Genomic DNA, 20,511 nt, shown 5'->3' on the forward strand with positions numbered 1-20,511 from the left:
GTTAGCGCTGCTTGAACTGCGCATCTGTTATGCCGTATAACACTCGGTCATCAAAGCCAGTATCTACTTTATAATAATTTTTTTGTGTTCCTTCTAAGGTGTAGCCACACTTTTCCATCACTTTATAAGAGCCCACATTACTCAGGTAGCAGTCAGCGGTTACTTTATGGGCGCCTAGCTCTGTAAACGCAAGCTTGGTCATAAAGGCACACACTAAAGACGCAATACCTTGACCCCAAGCATGCTCCGCAAGTTGATAACCCACTTCAAAATTGCCTTGCATAAACATAACCTTAGGTAAGCCTGCCATCCCCATATAAGCGCCATCGAGATCTCGAATGATAGCCGTTGGACTTTCAGGCCATTCGCCTTTTGCTATCGCTTGTTGTACGTTTTCGATGATCGGGTTAAAAAAACCTTCATATAATTCAACTGGCGCGGGTGCGAAAAAAAGATATTTAGTTACATTTGGGTTATCCAACATTGCAATGATGTCTTTAAGATCGTCTTGAGTGATCAGCTTGATCGTTAGTTTGTCACTTAGCGGGACGGCTTTACCTTGTTTGAATAGTGATATAGACACTGGCTGTTTCCTTGGCTTTTTAATATGGGCCAAGGATAATGGGCGATTGTTGTCGAGGATTGAACATTTGCGACATTTGCAGCAAGGCTAATTATCCCGCAACATAACAGCAGCCCTACTCAAAATCACCATAAGCATCAATCACTAAGTCTCGAGCATTCAAATAACCTGATGGTGTCACCCCAATAACTTGCTTCATTTGCCTGATCAAATGAGGCTGATCGCTGAAACCAAACTGGCTTGCCATTTCAGCCCAATTGGCCTTATTTGGCTGTTGATGCAAATGCATAAACAGCGCTTCAAACTTGACGATGCTTTGATACTGCTTAATGCCTATCCCTACCGTTTTCTTAAACGCTCGCTCTAACGTTCGCTTTGTTGTAAAGCACTGTTGAGCCAAATTATCGCTGGTAAATAAACCATTATGTTGCTCTATTAAGGCTAATGCTTTTTCAACAAGAATAACCGACCTGTCCCTTTGAACCGATTTCATCAGCGGCTGTAGATCTTGCTCTACACGCTCCAATATGGCCGCTTTTTCACCCTCCACAATCAGTGACTGGTAATCACTTGACGAGAGTAGATGAGCAAGCCAATCAAGCTCTAAACATTGGTCAATCACTCCCGACTCTTGCTGTTGCAGCTGATATAGCGCCGTTGGTGTAAATCGAATACCCAACCGAGTTAATGGAGCGTCATCATTTAAGATAAGGGTTTGTGTACTGGGTGTAATAAGATGGGAGCCGGTCCCGACAAAGTGACTCGCTTTGTTCTGGTAATCATAAGTTTGAGTTGAAGGCGTGATAATGTAATGTGCGTTCACATTCGGTATCAACTGGGGCATAAACGCTATCGACTCGCCCTGCTTTACCTCTAGGTACCAAACCCAATCAACAAGGTGTTTAATCGACTCAATTTGATGTTTCCAAGTAATCATGAGGCTCCCTTAACGACGTATCAGTATATACCCAATCTACTTGAAGATGCATGTTTCACGTTGATTAGATACATCGACCATCAAGAGTCAATCAATTAACGCTTACCCCTCTGTTACTTAACCTCAGTTTTGCTTAAACCTATTACGAATGGATAAAGTATATTTTTACTGCAAAATTTCTTTTTCAGGGATGAAAACGCAAAGCGTATAGGGACATATTTACCGCGTTTTTGCAGGGGAATATACTATTTTGCTTACCCAGAACTCGGGTTACTTATTCTGTCTCCGTAATGATGAAATGATATCGCGCTTGATTTTTCATTGGGAGAACTTATCTTAATAAAATATGAGCAAATATTGTTGGCGTTATTGTGCAACAGTAAAATTGATGAAGGATAGGCCGGGTTTTATGCACCACACCATACGAATAGAAAACGAGTGGTTAACAAAGCTTATGTTTAGTAAATCAATCTTAAAATGTTGTTAGATTATAACCCAATGCAAGGCGCTGTCGCTGATGATCGCGCGTATATAACGCGGCAACCGCTCCCCCCATTAAATCGTTGGGTGCAATCATACTGGCAGCTAAAAGTAGCTAAAGGTCAATTTTTATATCATAGCGTGCCAGATAACTGTGTAGATTGGATAATTAATCTAAACAGCGCCAGCGATAACTTTCTTGTTCCACCGTTTCTCTCATCTACCTTGTTTCATATCGACGGGCCGGCGTCCTTTTTTGGCATTCGTTTTCGAATTCTCGGCCATCGTGGCCTGATTGCTATCCCATTAGGAGAGTGGGGAATGGCAGGTAGTGTAAAGGCGGCAGACTTATTACCCACTGCGATTGTTTGTTCGGTATTTGGGTCCCTTGAAAATTCAAAGTGCTTTGACGAATGTTGCAATAACCTGTCGAAAGTCATGCTGTCTGCAGTCAAGTTTGCCGATGTTGATGTTCGTCTGGCGCGCTACATCAGATACTGTTACAAAAATGTTAGCTCCCACCTTGATCTATCAGATAGCCAGTGTGCTGAGTTTGGCGTGTCTGCACGCCAGCTAAGAAGGTTAACCAAGCAACACCTTGGACTGCTTCCTAAAGACTTTGGCAAGGTAATGAAATTTCAGAGCACTCTCAAAGGGATGAATACACTGGCGTGTAACCAAGCATACCTAGATCATTTTTACGACCAACCGCATTTCATTCGCGAGTTTAAACGTTTGTCTGGGGTAACTCCTACTCAGTTTTTAAAGATGTCCGTTTTATACAATCACTTCTCTGTTGATTGAAGAATAATGTATTGCACTTAATCAACAGTTAAAGAGAGTAAGTAAGATGATTGAAATTGAAGCGATGTTCCCTGTGATGGTAACGACAAACTTGGAAGCGGTGAAAACGTTCTATGAATCTGTGTTTGGATTTAATGCTGTGTTTTTTGACGCTGACTTTTACTTGCATTTGGTATCACCAAGCTCAGGCGTCCAGCTTGGATTCTTAAGGCCGGAGCATGCAACTCAACCTGAGTTTCTGCGGCCACTGATGTCCCCTGAGGGATACGTGATATCGCTAGAGGTTAAAGATGCCGCTCAGGCATATGCCGAAGCACAAAAAATGGATTTGACGATTGCGATGGCGCTAAAAGAAGAAGCTTGGGGACAAGTACATTTTATGCTACAAGACCCAAGCGGTTTTCGAATTGATGTCGTTCAGCATTTAGAAGCTTCAGGCAATTAGTCAGCTCAAAAATCCATATCCATAAGTATAAGTGTCGCGAAGCCGACATTTATACTTAATTCAGCCGTTTGCAGAGCAAATTATGTTCGGTCGTTACCGCGTTAGCCAAGCAGCCAATCGATTTTACCTCTGATATGTAAATAGAATACGTTAACTCAGCATGGGACTTGATCACTCCCACATTTCCAGCGGAGTATAAAGCCATTGCTGACTCGCGCGCCTAAATCGCCTAGACTAATGCGATGAACAATTAACTCACTGAGAAGGTTATGATTTTAGACTTTGCTAAGCTTTCGCCAAATCAGATTTATCACACTTTAACTCAAACCATTGTGCCGCGCCCGATAGCTTGGGTGTTGTCGAAAAATGCTCAAGATACGCTTAATTTAGCGCCATTTTCGTACTTCACCGCCATTAGCTCAAACCCCGCTATTTTGATGTATGCCGTGGGTAAAAAACCTACTGGCGAATATAAAGACTCCGCCACCAATGTGGAGTTAAACCAAGAGTTAGTGATCCACATTGCCGATACCAGCTTGGCCGCGGTGGTAACCGAATCAGCCTCTTCATTGCCAAACGATGAGTCTGAGTTACAACTAGCCAACTTAACCCACCTTAATCTGGTGGAATTCACTGGTTCAAGTTTGCCGCGTATTGAGCAATGTAAAATTGCTTTCGCGTGTAAACTACACAAGGTAGTAGAAATGGGCGAGTTGCCAATGAAGCTGATGTTTGTGGAAGTGACACGCGCTTATCTTGATCCGCAAGTGGCCACTCTTAGCGAAGATGGCCGCCATAAAATAGATGCCCTCGCACTGGATCCCCTTGCCCGTTTAGGCGGCGCAGAATACGCAAATTTAGCCAGTGTATTTAAATCAGAGCGACCTAAATAGCCGATTAACTTTTAAATATTAACGAGTAAAATGCGCCATCGCTGATCATGCCAAACAGCATTCACATCAGCGACTGCGCATTAATAGGAAAATAAAATAGCCACCGCCGATTATCGAGACCAAAATACCGGCAGATATTTGTCCCGGATAAACAACAATTTGTCCTAGCCAATCTGCGGTTAGCATTAATAATGCTCCCAATAATGCAGCAACTACTAGTTGCGGCTTAACTTGTTTAGCACCCAGCATGATGGCCATGTGCGGAGCCAGTAAACCCACAAATGCCACGGGTCCCATCGTCGTGGTGACAATCGCACATAACATGGCGACACAGCTCAACAGTAAGACATAAGCCCAACTTACATTTAACCCTCGAGCAGTGGCAAAGCTTCGTCCAACAGAAATCAACGTAAGCCAGCGCGATGCGCTTATGCTCAATCCAGCTAACACCAGCACCACAGCAAGTAACATTAATGCGTGTGAGCCTTGCGCTCGATAGGCTGAGCCAGATAGCCAGGTTAAAATAACGTATTCGTCTTCACCACCGCGTGTTAGCGCAAAATGCACCAATGCTTCAATCATGGCGGTTAATGAAATGCCCGTTAGTATCAGCATTGACGGCGCATACTGGTGCTTTTTGCCCAAGAGTAGCAACAAAGCCAGCACCAGCATGCTGCCACTGAATGCCACCAATGGCCCGGATTCATGAATGGAGACACCAAACAATAAACTACTGCCCACTAAAGTAAATGTGGCACCGGCACTGATCCCCAATAAGTCAGGGCTGGCTAAAGGGTTGTACACTAAGCGTTGCAACATTGCTCCCGCGATGGCTAACCCTGCTCCAGCGGCTAAGGTGGTGACCATTCGCGGCCAACGAACCGACCAGACAAATTCATTTGGCAAGAGCAATGAAACGCCATTGCCACTGTAGCTAAACAAGGTATATAACAATGTTGCCAGCACCAAGCATGCGCCTAACAACCAACCCGTATAACGCCCCAAATGCGCGCGCCCGCCTGGTAAGCTAATCGATAAACTGTCTTGCGCTCTAAAATGATGCCGAGCAATCCAAATTAATGCAGGTGCACCAATCATCGCGGTCGCGGTGCCACTAGGAATAATGTCGACACTGTAAGCTCCTACCCAGAGAGCCAAACTATCGGTAGCACAGAGTAATATCGCGCCCAGTATTAAGCTAAACCAAAGCTCATCTCTTGCGGTGCGAGCACCTAATATTCGCGCAACATTGGGCGCTAATAAACCAATAAAGCTAATAACGCCAACCGCGGTGATCACACTCGCGACGAGCCATAAACCAATCGCAATAAAGCCAAGAAACATTGGCACCACACTTACGCCACGCGCAGTTGCGCCTTGCTGGCCGAGTTTAAGCACCGTTAGCAAACGCGGGGCAAACAACAAGATAGCCAGGGCAACGGTAATTTTAGGCAATAACCACTGTAGCCAAGACCAACCATTTTGCCCTAAATCGCCAGCGCCCCAAATAAATAAATTTTTCGCGTACTGATCATTAAGTAAAATAATCGCGCTGGCTATCGCGCCCAATAAAATGTTCACCGTCATGCCCGCCAATACAATCGGCAGGCCACTCACATTACGAATTCCCACTATTGCCAGCACCAACAGCAACGTTAAAACCGACCCCATTAATGCCGCTATGGCACTGTACTCTCCCACCCAACTTGGGAAAAAGACATTGATAATCACCAACGCAAGCCAAGCGCCAGACGCCGTGCCCAAGGTCAAGGGCGACATTAACGGGTTTTGTGTTAGCTGCTGCATTAAGCTACCAACCAAACCTAACATTGCACCGACAATTAGCCCCATCAACCAACGCGGTAACTGCACGTAGTAATAGTTAATTTCGGTAAACGATTCAGCAGGTGTACCAAACAAAAGTGCGCTTTGTTCGAACAATGTCAGAACATGACCATTAAAAGAGGTATCACTGGCCATACCACCTAGCTGCAGGTGGAGAAAAGAAATGACGCACAAGGCCACCAGCGTCATGGTGTAACGTATTATCAACGGGGAGCAAGCTCCAATAAACTTTGACTTAATGCTTCGGCGTTATACAAGATAGACATCGCACCACCATAGCTCCATGTTGCTGCTACCCGGTTAAAGCGCTGCTGTTGTACAAATGGCATGGCTTGCCAAACTCTAGATTCCGCTAACTTGTCACGGTATTCAAAGGGCTCAAAATACAGCACAGTATGCTGAGAAAATTGCTGTAATGCAGTGATCCGCTTTTGCGCGATGCCCCATTGTGTTCTTGGCTGCACCTCTGATTCCACCACCCCCAATTTACTCAAGGCATACTGAGGAATAGAGTTTTCGCCATATACATAAACCGAGTTAACACTGGCAAAGCGAATGGCTTTCACTTGTGGTAAGTTGCCATCATAAGCCGTTAGCAATGCTGATCTAAGTTCATCCAAGCGCGCTTCCATCGCCTGCAATTTTTGCTCTGCCAGCGCGGTTTTATCAAGCAGTTGCGCTATTTTTCGAAAGTTATCAACAGCCGCGGCAGCGTTATCATGAGACTCACTGTAAGTTTGGTAAAATAAAACGGGGGCAATTTTTTCAAGTCGCGACGCCAAATCTTTTTGCGGTGCGGCAATCAAGATAACATCGGGCTTTAATGCCATTAATTTTTCAATATTGGGCTCTATCCGAGCGCCTATATCTTCAACGCCTTCGGGTATGGCTGGCGTCACCACCCACTGTTCATAACCTGTAAGATCGGGCATCGCAATCGGTGTTACGCCAAGTTCAATCACTTGCTCCGCAATGTCCCAATTTAACGCGGCGACACGCACAGGATGGCTGGTAAAAGAGTGCTTTCCATCACTGTCTTCAACCCAAATTTCAGCCTTAATTGACCAAGAAAAAAGTAAACAAAACACTAAAGTGGCAAGCGTAATAGATTGAGTAAACTTGTTTTTTGACTTAAGCCAGTCAATAGGTGCAAGGTATTTAATTAGCATACAACAGCGACCTTTTTATCTTTTGTCGGGTGATTAATAAGTTGGATATTGGCTTGGTATAAGTCAGACAACTGCGCTTCGTTAAGTAAGCTTGAATGGTCTCCTTGAAACACAACTTTACCTTGCTTTAACGCGATCACGGCATCGGCATAACGCAATGCTAAATTAATATCATGTAAAATAATGACAACCCCTTTGCCTGTGCTGCGATTAAGCCGCTGTAATAACGCTAACAGTTGATATTGATGCCCCACATCCAGCGCCGAAGTTGGCTCATCAAGTACCAGAACGGGCGACTGCTGCGCCAATAGCATGGCAATCCACGCCCGCTGTCGCTCGCCACCTGAGAGCTGATCGGCCAATACCTGCTTGAAAGCCAATATGTCGGTGTCGGCCATGGCTTGGTTCATGATGTCTTGATCGCGTTTGCGAAATCGACCGAAGGTTCCTAACCAAGGAAAACGCCCCAATTTTACTAACTCTGCCACGGTTAAACCGGACGCCGCGGGTAAACGCTGAGGTAAATACGCCACCTGTTGCGCCAGTGCTCGCGCTGACAAGTGCACTAAAGCTTGGTTATTGAGTAACACTTGGCCAGAGTCTGGTTTTAATTGCCCGGCTAATATATTGACCAATGTCGATTTTCCTGAGCCATTGTGGCCCAAAATAACGGTTAATTTATCCGTGGCGATCGTTAATTCAGGCAAAGACAAAATGTCTCGTCCATCACGTCGAACATTAACTTGGTTTAGTTGGAACATTGGCTGATCGTCTTCTTTTCAATACAAGTAATTCAAGTGGGTAAACAGCGCGATACCTTATTAGCTTTCGGGCAATTGGCGCAATAATCACCGTCATTACGCCGGTAATGCATGCAGCAACTTTTGCGCGTGAATGCCAGCATTTGAGTGGCTTGATCAACAAAAAAAGCAGTTGGCGGCGTTGCCGGCAACTTTAGCTCATTCTGCCAACAAGCGATCTGATCCATTAGCTCGCTATGGCTCAAATCATCCCGTAAGTGCTGCATTCTTAACGCACTCGCAACGAGATCATCGGCTAATAAGGATTTAATCAACCCCGGCCTTAAACGGATCTGTTGGTCAAATTGCTGCTGTAATTGCGACAACAATTGCCATAACTCATTCGTAGCGTTACGGATCAACATGGCCTGATCCCCTCGATATACAGAGGCATTCGCGATGGAAAAACCAGCCACTAAGCCTTGTTCAAGGTGCAAGGTTTGGCTTAAGGCGCGTAACTCGGGCACGGCTTGGATGCCGTAAACACTCAACAAGGACAAGTAAATAGGTTGCCAGCTTAACATTGTCCAACTTCGCGTTAACCAGTATAACGGCCCTGCCTCTGGGTGTTGTTGCTGCCAATAGCCATAAAGCTGCGAAAGCAAAGCCCCCGATGTATCCTGCTTCTTCTCGTCAGTCGCCGAAACAGCACGTAATAACGGTTGCTCACCGCCGCAACTGCCCTGCATTAGGGGGGCAATTTGCTCCGCTAGCGCAATTAACGCAGCATGAGCAGGATCGTGACTGTCACTGGCAACGGTCGAATTTACTCGGGAGAGAGCCTTTGGCTGACTCGTCATACTTTACTCACCACATCGCTAGTGGAACACAAATTAAAACGCCAATAACCATTGGCGTCAGGGACACTATTTACCATTAAAATGTCAGGCTCACGCTCGCTTCAACACTACGCTCTTCGCCAAACCAGCAGTTTGCTTGGTCATAACAAGAGTAATATTCTTTGTTTAACAAATTAGTCGCCGCTAACGAAGCTTTCGCTCCAGCCAGCGAAGTACTGACATTGGCCAGATCATACGACAAAGTTAAATCGACCAAGGTATAACTCGGTACTGTGTCGGTGTTCATCGAGTCCATTTGCGTTTCCCCGACATAGCGCAGACCCGTACCAATTTGCGTGCCACTTAACGCACCTTGATAGAATTGGTAATTCGCCCACAAAGAGGCTGTTTGTTCTGGTACCCAAACCGGTGTTTTACCTTGGAGACCAGTGGTATCTTTGGTGATCTCCATGTCAATCCAAGTATAATTAAACGCGATCCCAAGGTTATCGGTCAGCTCATGTTGGCTCTCAAATTCAACGCCTTTTGACACAATCTCACCGGATTGCATCTTCGGCCCGTAAATATTATTCGGGTCAGATACCAGCGAATCCTCTTTGGTGATATGAAATACGGCCAAATTTGCTGTGTGCGCTAAACTCTCATCGCTATATTTCAGCCCGGCTTCCCACTGGTGCCCGGTCGTTGGATCAAACCCACTACCCGCTTTATCAATACCTGAAACTGGCTCGAAACTTTCGGCATAACTAATATAAGGGGCGAAGCCGTTATTAAATTCATACAATCCCCCCACTCGGAAAGAGAGGTTATCTTGGTCAACTTTGTCACGACTTGAGCTTGCATTACCGCTGTAAACCGAGTTAGATTTTGTCTCAGATGTGAACTTGTCATAACGAACGCCAGCAATAACAACCCACTGATTAAAACGCATTTGGTCTTGTGCGTAAAAGCCTAATTGGCGCGTTTCCAGCTTTACATCTGAACCATAATTAAAGGTTAAAGAATCGCGGTCAATGGCCTGGTGATTTGGCTGAAACACATCCACCATCAAGCTGTAGCCATCACTGGTATCTTTGTAGATAACATCGGAAGACAATGCTTGGTAATCAATACCCAGCAACAGATGATGCTCCATCTCTCCAACCGCAATACGACCAGATAGTTGGTTATCAATGGCTAAACTATTTGAGGTTTCATCGGTTAAATAGGCATGACGCCCAATCGTACTTTGGTCTAGGGCTAAACCTGCGGGATTGTTGTACATATTTTCTTGATAAGCACTTGCATCCATGTAGCGCGTATTTTGTAAAAACTGCCAATTGTCATTTAAATCATGCAGTAACTTATACCCTAGCAATAAAACTTCTCGCTCGTAGGTATTCCAATTCTCATCACCCAAGAAGGTACTAGGCGACAGGTTTCCCATCGGATGTGGCTTTACCGAGCCTGCAGCAGGTACTGTGGTATAGATGCCAGCACTGGGATCGTTTTGGTAATACATGTTCACATTGAGTAAAGTGCTATCGCTCATCTGCCAATCTAATGATGGCGCGAATACCCAGCGCTCTTCTTCTGAAGTGTCGGCTTGACCCTCTTTTTGCCGTACTAGCCCCACCACGCGATAAGCTAAATTACTTTGCGCAATTTGACCCGTACTATCAAACATCAACTCTTTACGTTGATAACTGCCTGTCTTAACACTAATACCGTGTTTCGCCTCACGTTGCGGCGACTTAGCGATCATGTTAACCATGCCGCCAGGCGGCGTACTACCATACAAAACAGACGTTGGGCCTTTGAATATTTCAATTTGCTCAAGCATCACAGGATCGATCTGCGGCTGTAAATTCCAGCCGTTATACATCAAAGGCAAGCCATCATAGAAGTTTTGGTAATTATCAAAACCACGAATATTAAATAAATCAAGTCTGGTCACTGCGCCGCCACGTAACTCTGTATTAACCCCCGGCACATAGCGTAATGCTTCTGCTACTGAGCTAACATCTCGCTGCTCTAACATGTCAGCATCAATGACCGAAATAGCCTGTGGCGTTTCGTACACGTCTAGAGATGTTTTTGTTGCCGTGTTCCGGTAGGCCTGACCCAATACCGTCATGGTTTGCACCTCTTCAGCTGACTCCCCTGTGGCATTGTTAGTCGTCCCCTGCTCAGCATAAACTAGCGGTTGATACAAAATTGTCGATATCATACTCGCCAAGGCAGTACGTTTATAAATGATGGGAAATGGCATGTGCATCCTCTAAACAACTAGAATAAATGGTAATAGATATCATTTGCATTCTATATAGATTCGCCAATAAAAGTTAACAATTTGGGGCATGTTGCGACATTTATCCTAGAGACTCTCCTTTCGCCATCACAGGCAGCCAATATTCCATGCAAGCCTGCTCAGCGGATCCATCATATTTGACGGGATATACTTCTAATTCATAACCGTCTAAGCCCCGATAGCCTGATTCCGGTAGCCAATTTAATAAAAACCACTCAATAGTCGCCGCTAACTGCCTTATTGGGCCTCTATGTGTCACCACCGCATACGTTTGTTCCGGTACATATTTGGTTTTAAACGGCGTGATAATCTGGGCGATAGCAGACATGTCAGCTGAACTCATAGAATGACCAAGTGCTGCCCAATAACGAAGGTTGCCGCCAGCAAGGTTAACTTGCGTCGTATCAATGACTCCTAGCATCGCATCAAGATAAGTTGGCTTAAATGGCCATGCGTCTTTCACATCTGCCAATGAATGATGAAATTGTTGCCACACTAAAGGCACGCGCTGTTGGAAGTTAGGCTGTGGCGATAATACCCCACTGATCTCAACGTCAATGCCAATGAAATGAAATCCTGCTCGCGTTTCAATTCGCACTTGGGTTAAGCGCTTCCCTCCTTTAGGTAAGTGATGCACTTTTGTCACTTCTAATGGTTTTCTTAGCCCAGTTAACACCCCCCTTTTTTTATAGGCCCTTGGACTTAAGTCAAACATATTCTTAAACGCTCGACTGAAGCTCATTTCAGAACCAAAACCCAGCAGCAAAGCAATGTCTATCATGCGTAATTCCGTCGCCACCAATAGTTCGGCAGCTCGACTAAGCTTAATTTCACGGACATAGTTGGCTACAGAAAAACCCGTTTCGTGTAAAAAAACCCGTTGCAACTGCCAACGAGACCAACAACTTTTTGCCGCCAATTGTTCAACTGATAAAGGCTCATCCAAGTGCTGATGTATATATTCCAGAACGCGAATGATGCGAGATAAAGGCGGACGGTCAGTGACGATGGGAGCTATTTTAGACATCTATTTGAACAAACCATTAACTAAGCAGAAGCGTATTTTGCCACAAAAAAAAGTAAAAACGATACTTATTATCATTAACAAGTTCCATTATGGCCGATCCCGCCTCTGTGACATCAGTCAACCACAGCATAGTACCGACACAAAAACGGCATTGCAGAGTGATATACCCAATCAACCTGGAGATGCTTGATTTCAGCATCTTCAAGTTGATTGGGTATAGATGAGCTGGCTGGTGTTAAACACGTAAGGTTTACATTGACTTTGACCTGAAGCTATCGTTAATTATGTCAATAAAGTTAGATGATTATGAATGTTAACCATCTGGGCTTTAGTTAGGTAAGTGTTTTGCAACCTAACATTGCAAACACCTATCGCAGAATGAAACAAGCCTCATAAGCTAAAAATGTTATTAAACATCGGAGTATTGAATGAGAATCCTATTACCAAGTTTGTTGTTTATGAGTTTAACCGGGTGTTCAAGCTTGACGCCTAGCCAAGAAAGCACATCCACTCATCCACCGACAGAATGTAAAGGAAGTGTCGCCTTACCTACAAATATTGCCGCCAATTTTGAAGCGATTGAAGATCAAGCTCTGTTAGAGAGTGCACTAGGCGAACCAGAACAAGGTAAGTTGTGCCAAGGACAAGTTTACAAAAGCCGTCAGGCTGCTGAGGTCGTGATATTTAGAGCGTGGAATAGTACCAATCCAAACAGCCAATTTGGCCAATGGTGGGCGTTTGATAAACCCAATGGGAAAGTATCGACTTACCGCTCAAATTATGAAATATGCTACCAATGGTCGCCATTAGATAAACTCGTTCGCTGCACTCTTAAGCCGGGTACAAAAGTCGTTGTCGGCAACGGACAGAGTGCGAAATGCTCTGAGTATTTGACCTATGATGTTTCAGAGACACAGCAAATTTATATTTCTGATGCTGCTAATTCAGTAACAAACTGCAGTGAATATGACGGAACATTCAGCTGGCAGTAAAATGCTTGTTACCACCTCATTACTCATACCAGCCAAGAGTAATGAGGCCTATGCTGTACTATTCACTGGGGGCGTCTTCAATTTTTTTACGCATCAGCTCTAGTAACTGCCCTGTCATCATTACCACTGACATATGCAGCATGCTACGTTTTTTATCCGCCGCTTCGGTATGTTTATAAGCTAATTTTTGTAGCTCAGATTTCGCTTCTTTAATTTGTTCTTTTATTTGTTTTATTTGCGCTTCTCGAAACTGCTCTTCCCGAGACAAGCCGCTCGTGCTCTCGCTTTCTTTTCCGCGATTAAGTAACAAGTTTTTGGCTTGTTCAAGGGCCTGTTGTTTTTGTTGTTCGAGATGCTCTTGTTGTTGATTAGCGTAACGCTCTTTCGCTTCATCTGACAGGGTAATTTTGTCACCCTGCGCGACTAAACCTCCCGCTAGTTCACGTGTTGGCAGATCAGCTTTTGGCAGCGGCTCTTCCTGCTTAGTCAACGCCGTGCTTGCGCGAGTGTCATAACTCTTACTAGCATTAAGATTTATCGCCATCTCGTGCTATCCCATCTGTTGTGAGCCTATCATAGAGTATCGGCCAACCCGGCTAAAAGTTAAACTAAGTGGCGATAAATTGCCATTTAGCCATATCGTAAACAGCTCATCGAATGCGCTTTAATAAACCTTATTCAGGTCTGAAAGTAAGCTGATTATTGTTTGACTAAACCCAATTTCCTTGCCAATGGTTCAATTGCCCCGCCTTGAATAAAGACCGAGAACAACACGATAAAAAACACCATGTGCATCATTTCTATTGCACCAGGTACGCCTGCGGTTGCAGGGATCAGAGCAAAAACTATCGGAGTAGCCCCCTTTAAACCAATCGCCGAGATAAATATACGCTTTTTCCAACTGGCGTTAACAAAAGGCAAATAGCACAGCTGAACCGCAAGGGGTCTAGCAACAAATATGAGTAAAATTGCAGGTAGAACTGACAGCCAGAATACTTCAACGAGGTTTTGCGGGAATATTTGCAATCCTAATACAACAAACATTAACGACTGCGCCAACCAAGAGAGGCTGTTATAAAAATGTTTACTGATTTCATGGCCCCGCAATAATTCATTACCCACAATGACCCCAGCCACATATACCGCGACTAGCACATTGCCCCCCAACAATTCATTGCTATAAACAACAATAAGAAAGCAGGCCAAGATATAAACAGGGATCAATCCTACTTCGTCTAGTTCTATTTTGTTCAGTACCCAAACGGCTGATTTGCCAAGCGCAAAACCTAATCCCGCCCCGACCAGTACTTGCTGGGTTAACATTAAACCAATACTGGCAAAGCTAGGGCTAACGCCAGTGCTATTCACAATTAAGTCCGTTAATAGGATGACCATTAACAATGCCACGGGGTCGTTAGTTGCCGACTCAAATTCCAACACGGTATCAGTATTTTCTTTTAGCTTTAATTGCTTAGATTGAAGAATTGAAAATACTGCAGCCGCATCAGTTGAAGAAACCACTGCAGCAAATAATAAGCAAGTTAAGAGATCGAAATCGAGCAAATAATACAAGATCACTGCAAAAATTAATGTAGTGAACAACACCCCTAAACTCGACAAAGTGCCCCCCTCACGCCAAGCCACCCTAATACTTTTGGTTGACGTGTTTAGGCCACCAACAAATACAATCACATTCAAAGCCATGCCGCCAATCAACGAGCTAAGCACTATGTTGTCATAAGTAAAGTCAAATTCGCCGTTACCAAAAGCTAAGCCCACTACCATAAAAATTAATAGCGAAGGGATCCCTAGGGTTTTGGATGGATGGTGCAATAAAATGCCGATGACCACCAGCAACGCAATTCCAATCATGCTCATTTCAAACGACAAGTGTCCTCCCCGCCATCTCAGCCTAAATAAAGGTCTAATTATCGGTTACTTTTCAATTCTTTTATACACTTCCTTAACGTAACCGTCTTGCTCAGCAAAACCAAGCATACGCAGTGGATAAGGGCCTTGCTGGGTCAGTGTGTCGCCGTCCAAGGAGAGAGAGAAGCTAATGGCTTTGCCCTCATAATTGGGGTAGCTACAAAATTCAACCCACTCGGTGTAGGTTTCGCCCTCTAAAGTAAAGCGTCCTCCACCTGTATCTAAGGTTTTACTCGCTGCTAAGCGCTCTTCATCTGTCACACTTGCGCTAAATGGAACGCGGTCGGCAGTTTTAGAATAAAAGTAAAAATGACCCGATTCCGTAAAATGTTTGATCATTTCACGGTTAGGATCAAAGCTATCCGTCATTTTATCGGCAATGGTCATTTCAGCAGCGATAAGTTGCCAACGGCCAATCAAATTTTCTTTGGTCAACATATTGGTTACTCCTTGATAGTCATGAGCCGTTATCATGTATTTGATTTATCTTTGAGTCGAGAACATTTGTCGCTATCACTGTGCCCTGTCGGTATTTTAGTTATACTCACTACAACATTTATGCCTAACGGTTCGCCTATGCCCGATTCAAAATCACTAACTAACCCTATTCCATTACCTCGGCCTGCTGAAATTATAACGCTACCTAGTTATAAAAATTGCCATGATCACCAATACACACAAGTGGTTATTGGCCTTAAAGGACAAGTAGAATTTGAAGTGGCTGGCCGTGGTAATATCGTTGGTCCAGGGCAAGGTTGTGTCGTAGTGGCATGCTCTGACCACGCATTTGCCGGCATTGCCTGCCAATCGGATATATTGGTTTTAAACTTGCCGACACCACAACGGCACGATCCCTTAATGCTACAAAAAATCAATCAATTAGCTCACTGTGACACTTATTTTCAGCTCGATGCGCAAATCCAAAAATTAATCCAAATGTTAGTGCAAGAAATGCAATCTAACCCTGATGACTTATTGCTCAGCCGCGCTTGTAACGATACCGTTATCGCTTTATTACAACGCCACATCAGTGCATTTCAAACCGGGAAAAAAGAGTCGCGCTTTGACTTAGAAACCCTTGACCGTTACATAAATCAACACCTTAGTCATAAAATTTCCATTGCTCAATTAGCGGGCAGTGTGTTCTTAGGTGAAAGCCAGTTTCATCTCATGTTTAAAGAACAAATGGGGATTACACCTCATCAATACGTATTGAACAAACGTATTGATTTAGCCAAAAAACTCATTAACCAAGGTCACTTAAATTTAAGCCAAATATCCGAACTGGTCGGTTTTTCAAGTCAAAGTTCTTTCACTCACCGCTTTACACGTGCTTTGGGTATCTCTCCTTCGCAGTATAAAAAACAATATAGTCCCAGCTAGCTAACAAATGTCAAAATATAATGTTAATTTTAAATTAGTGACTATGTTTAAATTTTGTTAATCAATGTACTTTCAGACAAATACACCGTAGTTTTTGACAAGTAATACTCTGCCACCCAAAATACACTGACAGCCATTGTAATTTTCTCGGCTTGTTTATTAAACGAGTCGATAGTGAAATCAAAGGAGAAGGCATGTTTACTGCCACGGATGTGTTAAAAGCAGCGTTTCATGAGCAACCTCTTGACCAACTTTGGTCGCTGATTTCGCCATTATATATGGTGGATGAAACCCAATGGCTAACTGAGCTGTTACCCTTAGCAACCCCTTCGGCCGCAGAAAAAGCGCAAATCGCCGATAAAACCAGCCAGCTCATCAAAGCTATTCGCGCCGATAAAAACGCAATCCAAATGATTGATGCTCTGCTACTGGAATACAGCTTAGACACCCAAGAAGGCATTTTACTCATGTGTTTGGCCGAGGCCTTAATGCGTATTCCCGACTCAGCGACTGCTGATGCGCTGATTAAAGACAAGCTCAGCGTTGCTGATTGGCAATCGCATTTGGCCCATTCAGACTCAGTTTTTGTTAACGCTTCCACTTGGGGCTTAATGCTTACAGGCAAAGTCATTGGTCTTGGCAATCCGGCACCACAAAGTCCCACCCAAGCACTCAATAAGTTAGTGAACAAACTGTCTGAGCCAGTGATCCGGCAAGCCATGCATCAAGCCATGAAGGTGATGGGCCATCAATTTGTGCTTGGTCGCAATATTAATGAGGCGCAGCACAAAGGTCGCCCAATGCGAGACAAAGGTTTCACCTATTCATTTGATATGCTTGGAGAAGCAGCGTTAACCAGCGCAGACGCCAAGAAATACTATCAGGATTACTTAACCGCCATTGAAGCCGTTGGCAAAGATCAATACACCAGTAAAACCAGCCCTGCACCGTCGGTGTCCATAAAGCTATCGGCATTACATCCGCGTTATGAAGTGGCGAACAAAGCCCGAGTTCTTACTGAGCTTTATGAAACCCTTAGTCGATTACTGCGCCGCGCCGTTGAACTAGATGTTGCGATCACCATCGATGCCGAGGAAGCCGATCGGTTAGAGCTGTCACTGCAACTATTTGAAAAGCTATATCGCAGTGATGTGGTCAAGGGCTGGGGTAAGTTTGGTTTGGTGATCCAAGCCTATTCTAAGCGTGCTTTACCTGTTTTAGTTTGGCTCAACGCGTTAGCTAAAGAGCAAGGGGATTTGATCCCGCTACGGTTAGTCAAAGGGGCCTATTGGGACAGTGAAATTAAATGGTCGCAACAAGCGGGCTATGCCAATTACCCTGTTTACACCCGTAAAGAAGCAACTGATGTAGCGTATTTAGCCTGTGCTCGATTTTTGTTAAGCGATCTTGTGCGTGGCAATATTTTTCCACAGTTTGCCAGCCATAATGCGCAAACCGTCAGCGCCATTGCGGTCATGGCTAATCATAAAGATTTTGAGTTTCAGCGCTTACACGGCATGGGCGAAGCCCTTTATAACCACGCCATGGCAGCTTATCAACAATCTGTGCGTATTTACGCTCCAGTTGGTAGCCATAAAGACTTACTGCCTTACTTAGTGCGCCGATTACTTGAAAATGGCGCCAATAGTTCTTTTGTGCATCGCTTGGTGGATGCACGTTGTCCCATCGACACCTTAACACAGCATCCTGTAGATATGCTGACAAGCTATGACAGCTTCAATAACACCCAGATCCCGTTACCAGGACAAGTGTTCCCTGATCGCGCCAACTCACTGGGTATCAATGTCGATATTATCAGTGAAGCCGAGCCATTTGAGTCTCAAGTCCATCACTTACTCAGCAAGCAATGGACAGCAGGGCCGATCATTAATGGTGTGGCACTGTTTGATCAGTTATTCCAAACCAATGACGTTCATATTGAAACCATTACGGCTCCTTATGATCGCCGCATTCAAGTCGGCAGTGTCGCCTTTGCTAGCCAAGAGCATGTGACCGCCGCCATCTCCGGAGCAGAAGCCGCCTTTCCTGCTTGGCAGCAGACGCCAGTGACTGAAAAAGCAGCCATGTTGGAAAAACTGGCAGACTTACTGGAACAACATTTGGCAGAGTTTACTGCGCTTTGCCATCAAGAAGCCGGTAAAACCATTCACGACAGCATTGATGAAGTACGTGAAGCCGTGGATTTTTGCCGCTACTACGCCAAACAAGCTCAGCAGCTAACACCGCAAACCTTAACGAGTTTTGATGGCGTTACCCGTACCAGCACCCGTCAAGGTCGCGGGGTATTTGTCTGTATTAGCCCATGGAACTTCCCTTTGGCTATCTTCCTTGGTCAAATCAGTGCGGCATTAGTAGCGGGTAATACAGTGGTTGCTAAACCTGCCGAGCAAACCAGTTTAATTGCCGCGCGCGCTGTTGACTTAATGGCCGAGGCTGGCTTTCCTGCTGGCGTCATTCAATACCTACCGGGGCGCGGTACAGATATCGGTCATGCCCTTACGAGTCACCCCGCTATTGCTGGTGTGGCATTTACTGGCTCTACCCCCACCGCCCAGCGCATTAATATCTCTCTTGCCAGTCGTGTCGCTAAGCCAGTGCCATTTATTGCTGAAACGGGTGGCCAAAATGCCATGATCGTCGACAGTACCGCGCTGCCTGAACAAGTGGTACGCGATGTTATTCGCAGTGCATTTGCTTCCGCTGGTCAACGTTGCTCCGCGCTGCGCGTACTATTTATCCAGCAAGACATTGCCGAGCGCGTGATTGCGCTGATCAAAGGAGCGATGGAAGAACTCAACGTCGGCCTACCCTATTTACATCAAACTGACGTAGGCCCAGTGATTGATAGCAACGCCAAACAAAAACTGCTTACTCACATTGAGCACATGAGCCAAACCCAGCGTAAAGTAGCCCAACTACCATTGAATAATGCCTGCACTGAAGGTGATTTTGTGCCACCAACGGCCTTTGAAATTGACGATATCAGTTGCTTAACCCAAGAGCATTTTGGCCCAATACTGCACATAGTACGCTTTAAAGCCAGCGAGCTAGCCCAAGTGGTTGAACGAATCAATCAAACAGGCTTTGGTTTAACCATGGGGATACACAGCCGTAACGAAACCACCTACCGCTGGATTGAGCAACACGCACGAGTCGGCAACTGTTACATCAACCGCGATCAAGTAGGCGCGGTAGTTGGGGTACAGCCTTTCGGTGGGCAAGGCCTATCGGGTACAGGGCCCAAAGCCGGAGGCCCGCATTACTTGTATCGTTTCACGGAACAGCACATAACCGAGCAGCAAATCATTAGCGAAGCCAAGGCATCAGGAGCAATATCATGATCAATCACGTGACACGTTTTACCGATGCCCAGCAAGCTTGGGAACAATGGAACTTAGCCCCATTTGACCATAAGTTGTCGCAATTACAGGCTTTTAGTGCGGCTTTACAGCAAGGTAACGCAACCTTGGCTAAGGTTTGTCAATTTCACCTTGAACAAGGTAAAAAATGGTTAGCCCAGCCTCATCGCTTAATCGGCCCAACGGGTGAAACCAATGAACTCTATACCGCTGGGCGCGGTGTTGCCCTGCTCATTTTAGACAATACCGACCATTGCCAGCAAGCTCAGCAAAGTATGATGGCGATGCTCAGTGCTGCCCTGTTGGCTGGCAATGCTGTACTGCTATGCAGTGACGATATTACATTTAATAACGCTGTTAACAATGCCATGCAGCAAGCTCAATTACCTGCGCATTTACTGCACATTATCGCTTTCGACGCCTATCCGGTTTTACTAGGTTGTGATATTCGCAGTGCGGGTTACATAGGATCATCACAGGTTGAATTAAGCCTCAACTTGCAACTGGCTAAGCGCGACGGTGTTATCGTCGGCTTAGTATCCGAAACGGATCTGCCAGCGATGTCCCTCGCTCACGATCCACTCTTGGCGCTACGCTTTATTACTGAGCGCACGCGCACTATCAACATAACCGCGGTGGGCGGCAATGCAACCTTGCTTGAGCTTGGTAGCGCTGCCCACTAGTTTTCTTGGTTACTTGGGCGTAATTAAACTGCCTGAGTAAATGCCCAAGTATGATTTTTAAAACAGAGGTT

Annotated in this window: 18 protein-coding genes; 7 read left to right on the forward strand and 11 right to left on the reverse strand. The window is 45.1% G+C overall.

Features of this window, described 5'->3' with window-relative positions:
* Position 1: 1 nt before the first annotated feature.
* Together K1M91_RS08555 and K1M91_RS08560 are read right to left on the reverse strand one after the other, a co-directional pair.
* The gene (locus K1M91_RS08555) at positions 2-583 is read right to left on the reverse strand and encodes a GNAT family protein (protein WP_232801327.1); all 582 of its coding nucleotides are present in this window, start codon (positions 581-583) and stop codon (positions 2-4) included.
* A gap of 115 nt (positions 584-698) precedes the next feature.
* Positions 699-1,520, reverse strand: a complete 822-nt coding sequence (locus K1M91_RS08560; protein WP_232801328.1) for an AraC family transcriptional regulator — start codon at positions 1,518-1,520, stop codon at positions 699-701.
* Positions 1,521-1,997: 477 nt separating this feature from the next.
* Between K1M91_RS08560 and K1M91_RS08565 the strand changes: the two genes are divergently transcribed.
* The 3 genes from K1M91_RS08565 to K1M91_RS08575 all read left to right on the forward strand — a co-directional run bounded on the left by K1M91_RS08565 (position 1,998) and on the right by K1M91_RS08575 (position 4,142).
* The gene (locus K1M91_RS08565; RefSeq protein ID WP_232801329.1) at positions 1,998-2,804 is read left to right on the forward strand and encodes a helix-turn-helix domain-containing protein; all 807 of its coding nucleotides are present in this window, start codon (positions 1,998-2,000) and stop codon (positions 2,802-2,804) included.
* A 46-nt stretch (positions 2,805-2,850) separates the two neighbouring features.
* Positions 2,851-3,249 (forward strand): VOC family protein, encoded by a 399-nt coding sequence (locus tag K1M91_RS08570; RefSeq protein ID WP_232801330.1) that lies wholly within the window; start codon positions 2,851-2,853, stop codon positions 3,247-3,249.
* A 269-nt stretch (positions 3,250-3,518) separates the two neighbouring features.
* On the forward strand, positions 3,519-4,142 hold the full coding sequence (locus K1M91_RS08575; RefSeq protein WP_232801331.1) for a flavin reductase family protein: 624 nt from the start codon (positions 3,519-3,521) through the stop codon (positions 4,140-4,142).
* A gap of 66 nt (positions 4,143-4,208) precedes the next feature.
* On the opposite strand, the gene fhuB is transcribed toward K1M91_RS08575, so the two are convergent.
* From fhuB to K1M91_RS08605, 6 genes are all read right to left on the reverse strand, one after another.
* Positions 4,209-6,194, reverse strand: a complete 1,986-nt coding sequence (gene fhuB / locus K1M91_RS08580) for a Fe(3+)-hydroxamate ABC transporter permease FhuB (RefSeq protein ID WP_232801332.1) — start codon at positions 6,192-6,194, stop codon at positions 4,209-4,211.
* Positions 6,191-7,156: an iron-siderophore ABC transporter substrate-binding protein gene (locus K1M91_RS08585; protein ID WP_232801333.1), complete on the reverse strand. Its 966-nt coding sequence runs from the start codon at positions 7,154-7,156 to the stop codon at positions 6,191-6,193. Before K1M91_RS08585 ends, fhuB begins: the two co-directional genes overlap by 4 nt.
* A complete protein-coding gene (locus tag K1M91_RS08590; RefSeq protein ID WP_232801334.1) occupies positions 7,150-7,917 on the reverse strand; it encodes an ABC transporter ATP-binding protein in 768 nt (255 codons plus the stop codon). Before K1M91_RS08590 ends, K1M91_RS08585 begins: the two co-directional genes overlap by 7 nt.
* A 32-nt stretch (positions 7,918-7,949) precedes the next feature.
* On the reverse strand, positions 7,950-8,756 hold the full coding sequence (locus K1M91_RS08595; RefSeq protein ID WP_232801335.1) for a siderophore ferric iron reductase: 807 nt from the start codon (positions 8,754-8,756) through the stop codon (positions 7,950-7,952).
* Between the two features lie 76 nt (positions 8,757-8,832).
* Entirely contained in the window at positions 8,833-11,007 is a 2,175-nt protein-coding gene (locus K1M91_RS08600; RefSeq protein WP_232801336.1) for a TonB-dependent siderophore receptor, read from the reverse strand.
* Positions 11,008-11,107: 100 nt separating this feature from the next.
* The gene (locus K1M91_RS08605) at positions 11,108-12,073 is read right to left on the reverse strand and encodes an AraC family transcriptional regulator (RefSeq protein ID WP_232801337.1); all 966 of its coding nucleotides are present in this window, start codon (positions 12,071-12,073) and stop codon (positions 11,108-11,110) included.
* Positions 12,074-12,501: 428 nt separating this feature from the next.
* On the opposite strand from K1M91_RS08605, the gene K1M91_RS08610 reads away from it, so the two are divergent.
* Complete coding sequence (locus K1M91_RS08610) at positions 12,502-13,065, forward strand: hypothetical protein (RefSeq protein WP_232801338.1); 564 nt, start codon at positions 12,502-12,504, stop codon at positions 13,063-13,065.
* 58 nt (positions 13,066-13,123) lie between these two features.
* On the opposite strand, the gene K1M91_RS08615 is transcribed toward K1M91_RS08610, so the two are convergent.
* The 3 genes from K1M91_RS08615 to K1M91_RS08625 form a co-directional block, all read right to left on the reverse strand.
* Complete coding sequence (locus tag K1M91_RS08615; protein WP_232801339.1) at positions 13,124-13,609, reverse strand: hypothetical protein; 486 nt, start codon at positions 13,607-13,609, stop codon at positions 13,124-13,126.
* A gap of 155 nt (positions 13,610-13,764) precedes the next feature.
* Positions 13,765-14,955, reverse strand: coding sequence for a potassium/proton antiporter (locus K1M91_RS08620; RefSeq protein ID WP_232801340.1), 1,191 nt, complete (start codon positions 14,953-14,955; stop codon positions 13,765-13,767).
* Between the two features lie 45 nt (positions 14,956-15,000).
* Positions 15,001-15,432 carry a lipocalin-like domain-containing protein gene (locus K1M91_RS08625; protein WP_232801341.1) on the reverse strand — a complete coding sequence of 144 codons (432 nt, stop codon included), beginning with the start codon at positions 15,430-15,432 and terminating at the stop codon, positions 15,001-15,003.
* Between the two features lie 21 nt (positions 15,433-15,453).
* On the opposite strand from K1M91_RS08625, the gene K1M91_RS08630 reads away from it, so the two are divergent.
* The 3 genes from K1M91_RS08630 to K1M91_RS08640 all read left to right on the forward strand — a co-directional run bounded on the left by K1M91_RS08630 (position 15,454) and on the right by K1M91_RS08640 (position 20,440).
* Positions 15,454-16,377 (forward strand): AraC family transcriptional regulator, encoded by a 924-nt coding sequence (locus tag K1M91_RS08630; RefSeq protein ID WP_232801342.1) that lies wholly within the window; start codon positions 15,454-15,456, stop codon positions 16,375-16,377.
* Positions 16,378-16,571: 194 nt separating this feature from the next.
* Positions 16,572-19,739 (forward strand): bifunctional proline dehydrogenase/L-glutamate gamma-semialdehyde dehydrogenase PutA, encoded by a 3,168-nt coding sequence (gene putA / locus K1M91_RS08635; RefSeq protein WP_232801343.1) that lies wholly within the window; start codon positions 16,572-16,574, stop codon positions 19,737-19,739.
* A complete protein-coding gene (locus K1M91_RS08640; RefSeq protein WP_232801344.1) occupies positions 19,736-20,440 on the forward strand; it encodes a hypothetical protein in 705 nt (234 codons plus the stop codon). The genes putA and K1M91_RS08640 overlap by 4 nt, the downstream gene beginning before the upstream one ends.
* Positions 20,441-20,511 lie beyond the last annotated feature (71 nt).

The organism is Motilimonas sp. E26 (genome assembly GCF_021278025.1).
Classification (GTDB): Bacteria; Pseudomonadota; Gammaproteobacteria; order Enterobacterales; family CBDFNC01; genus Motilimonas.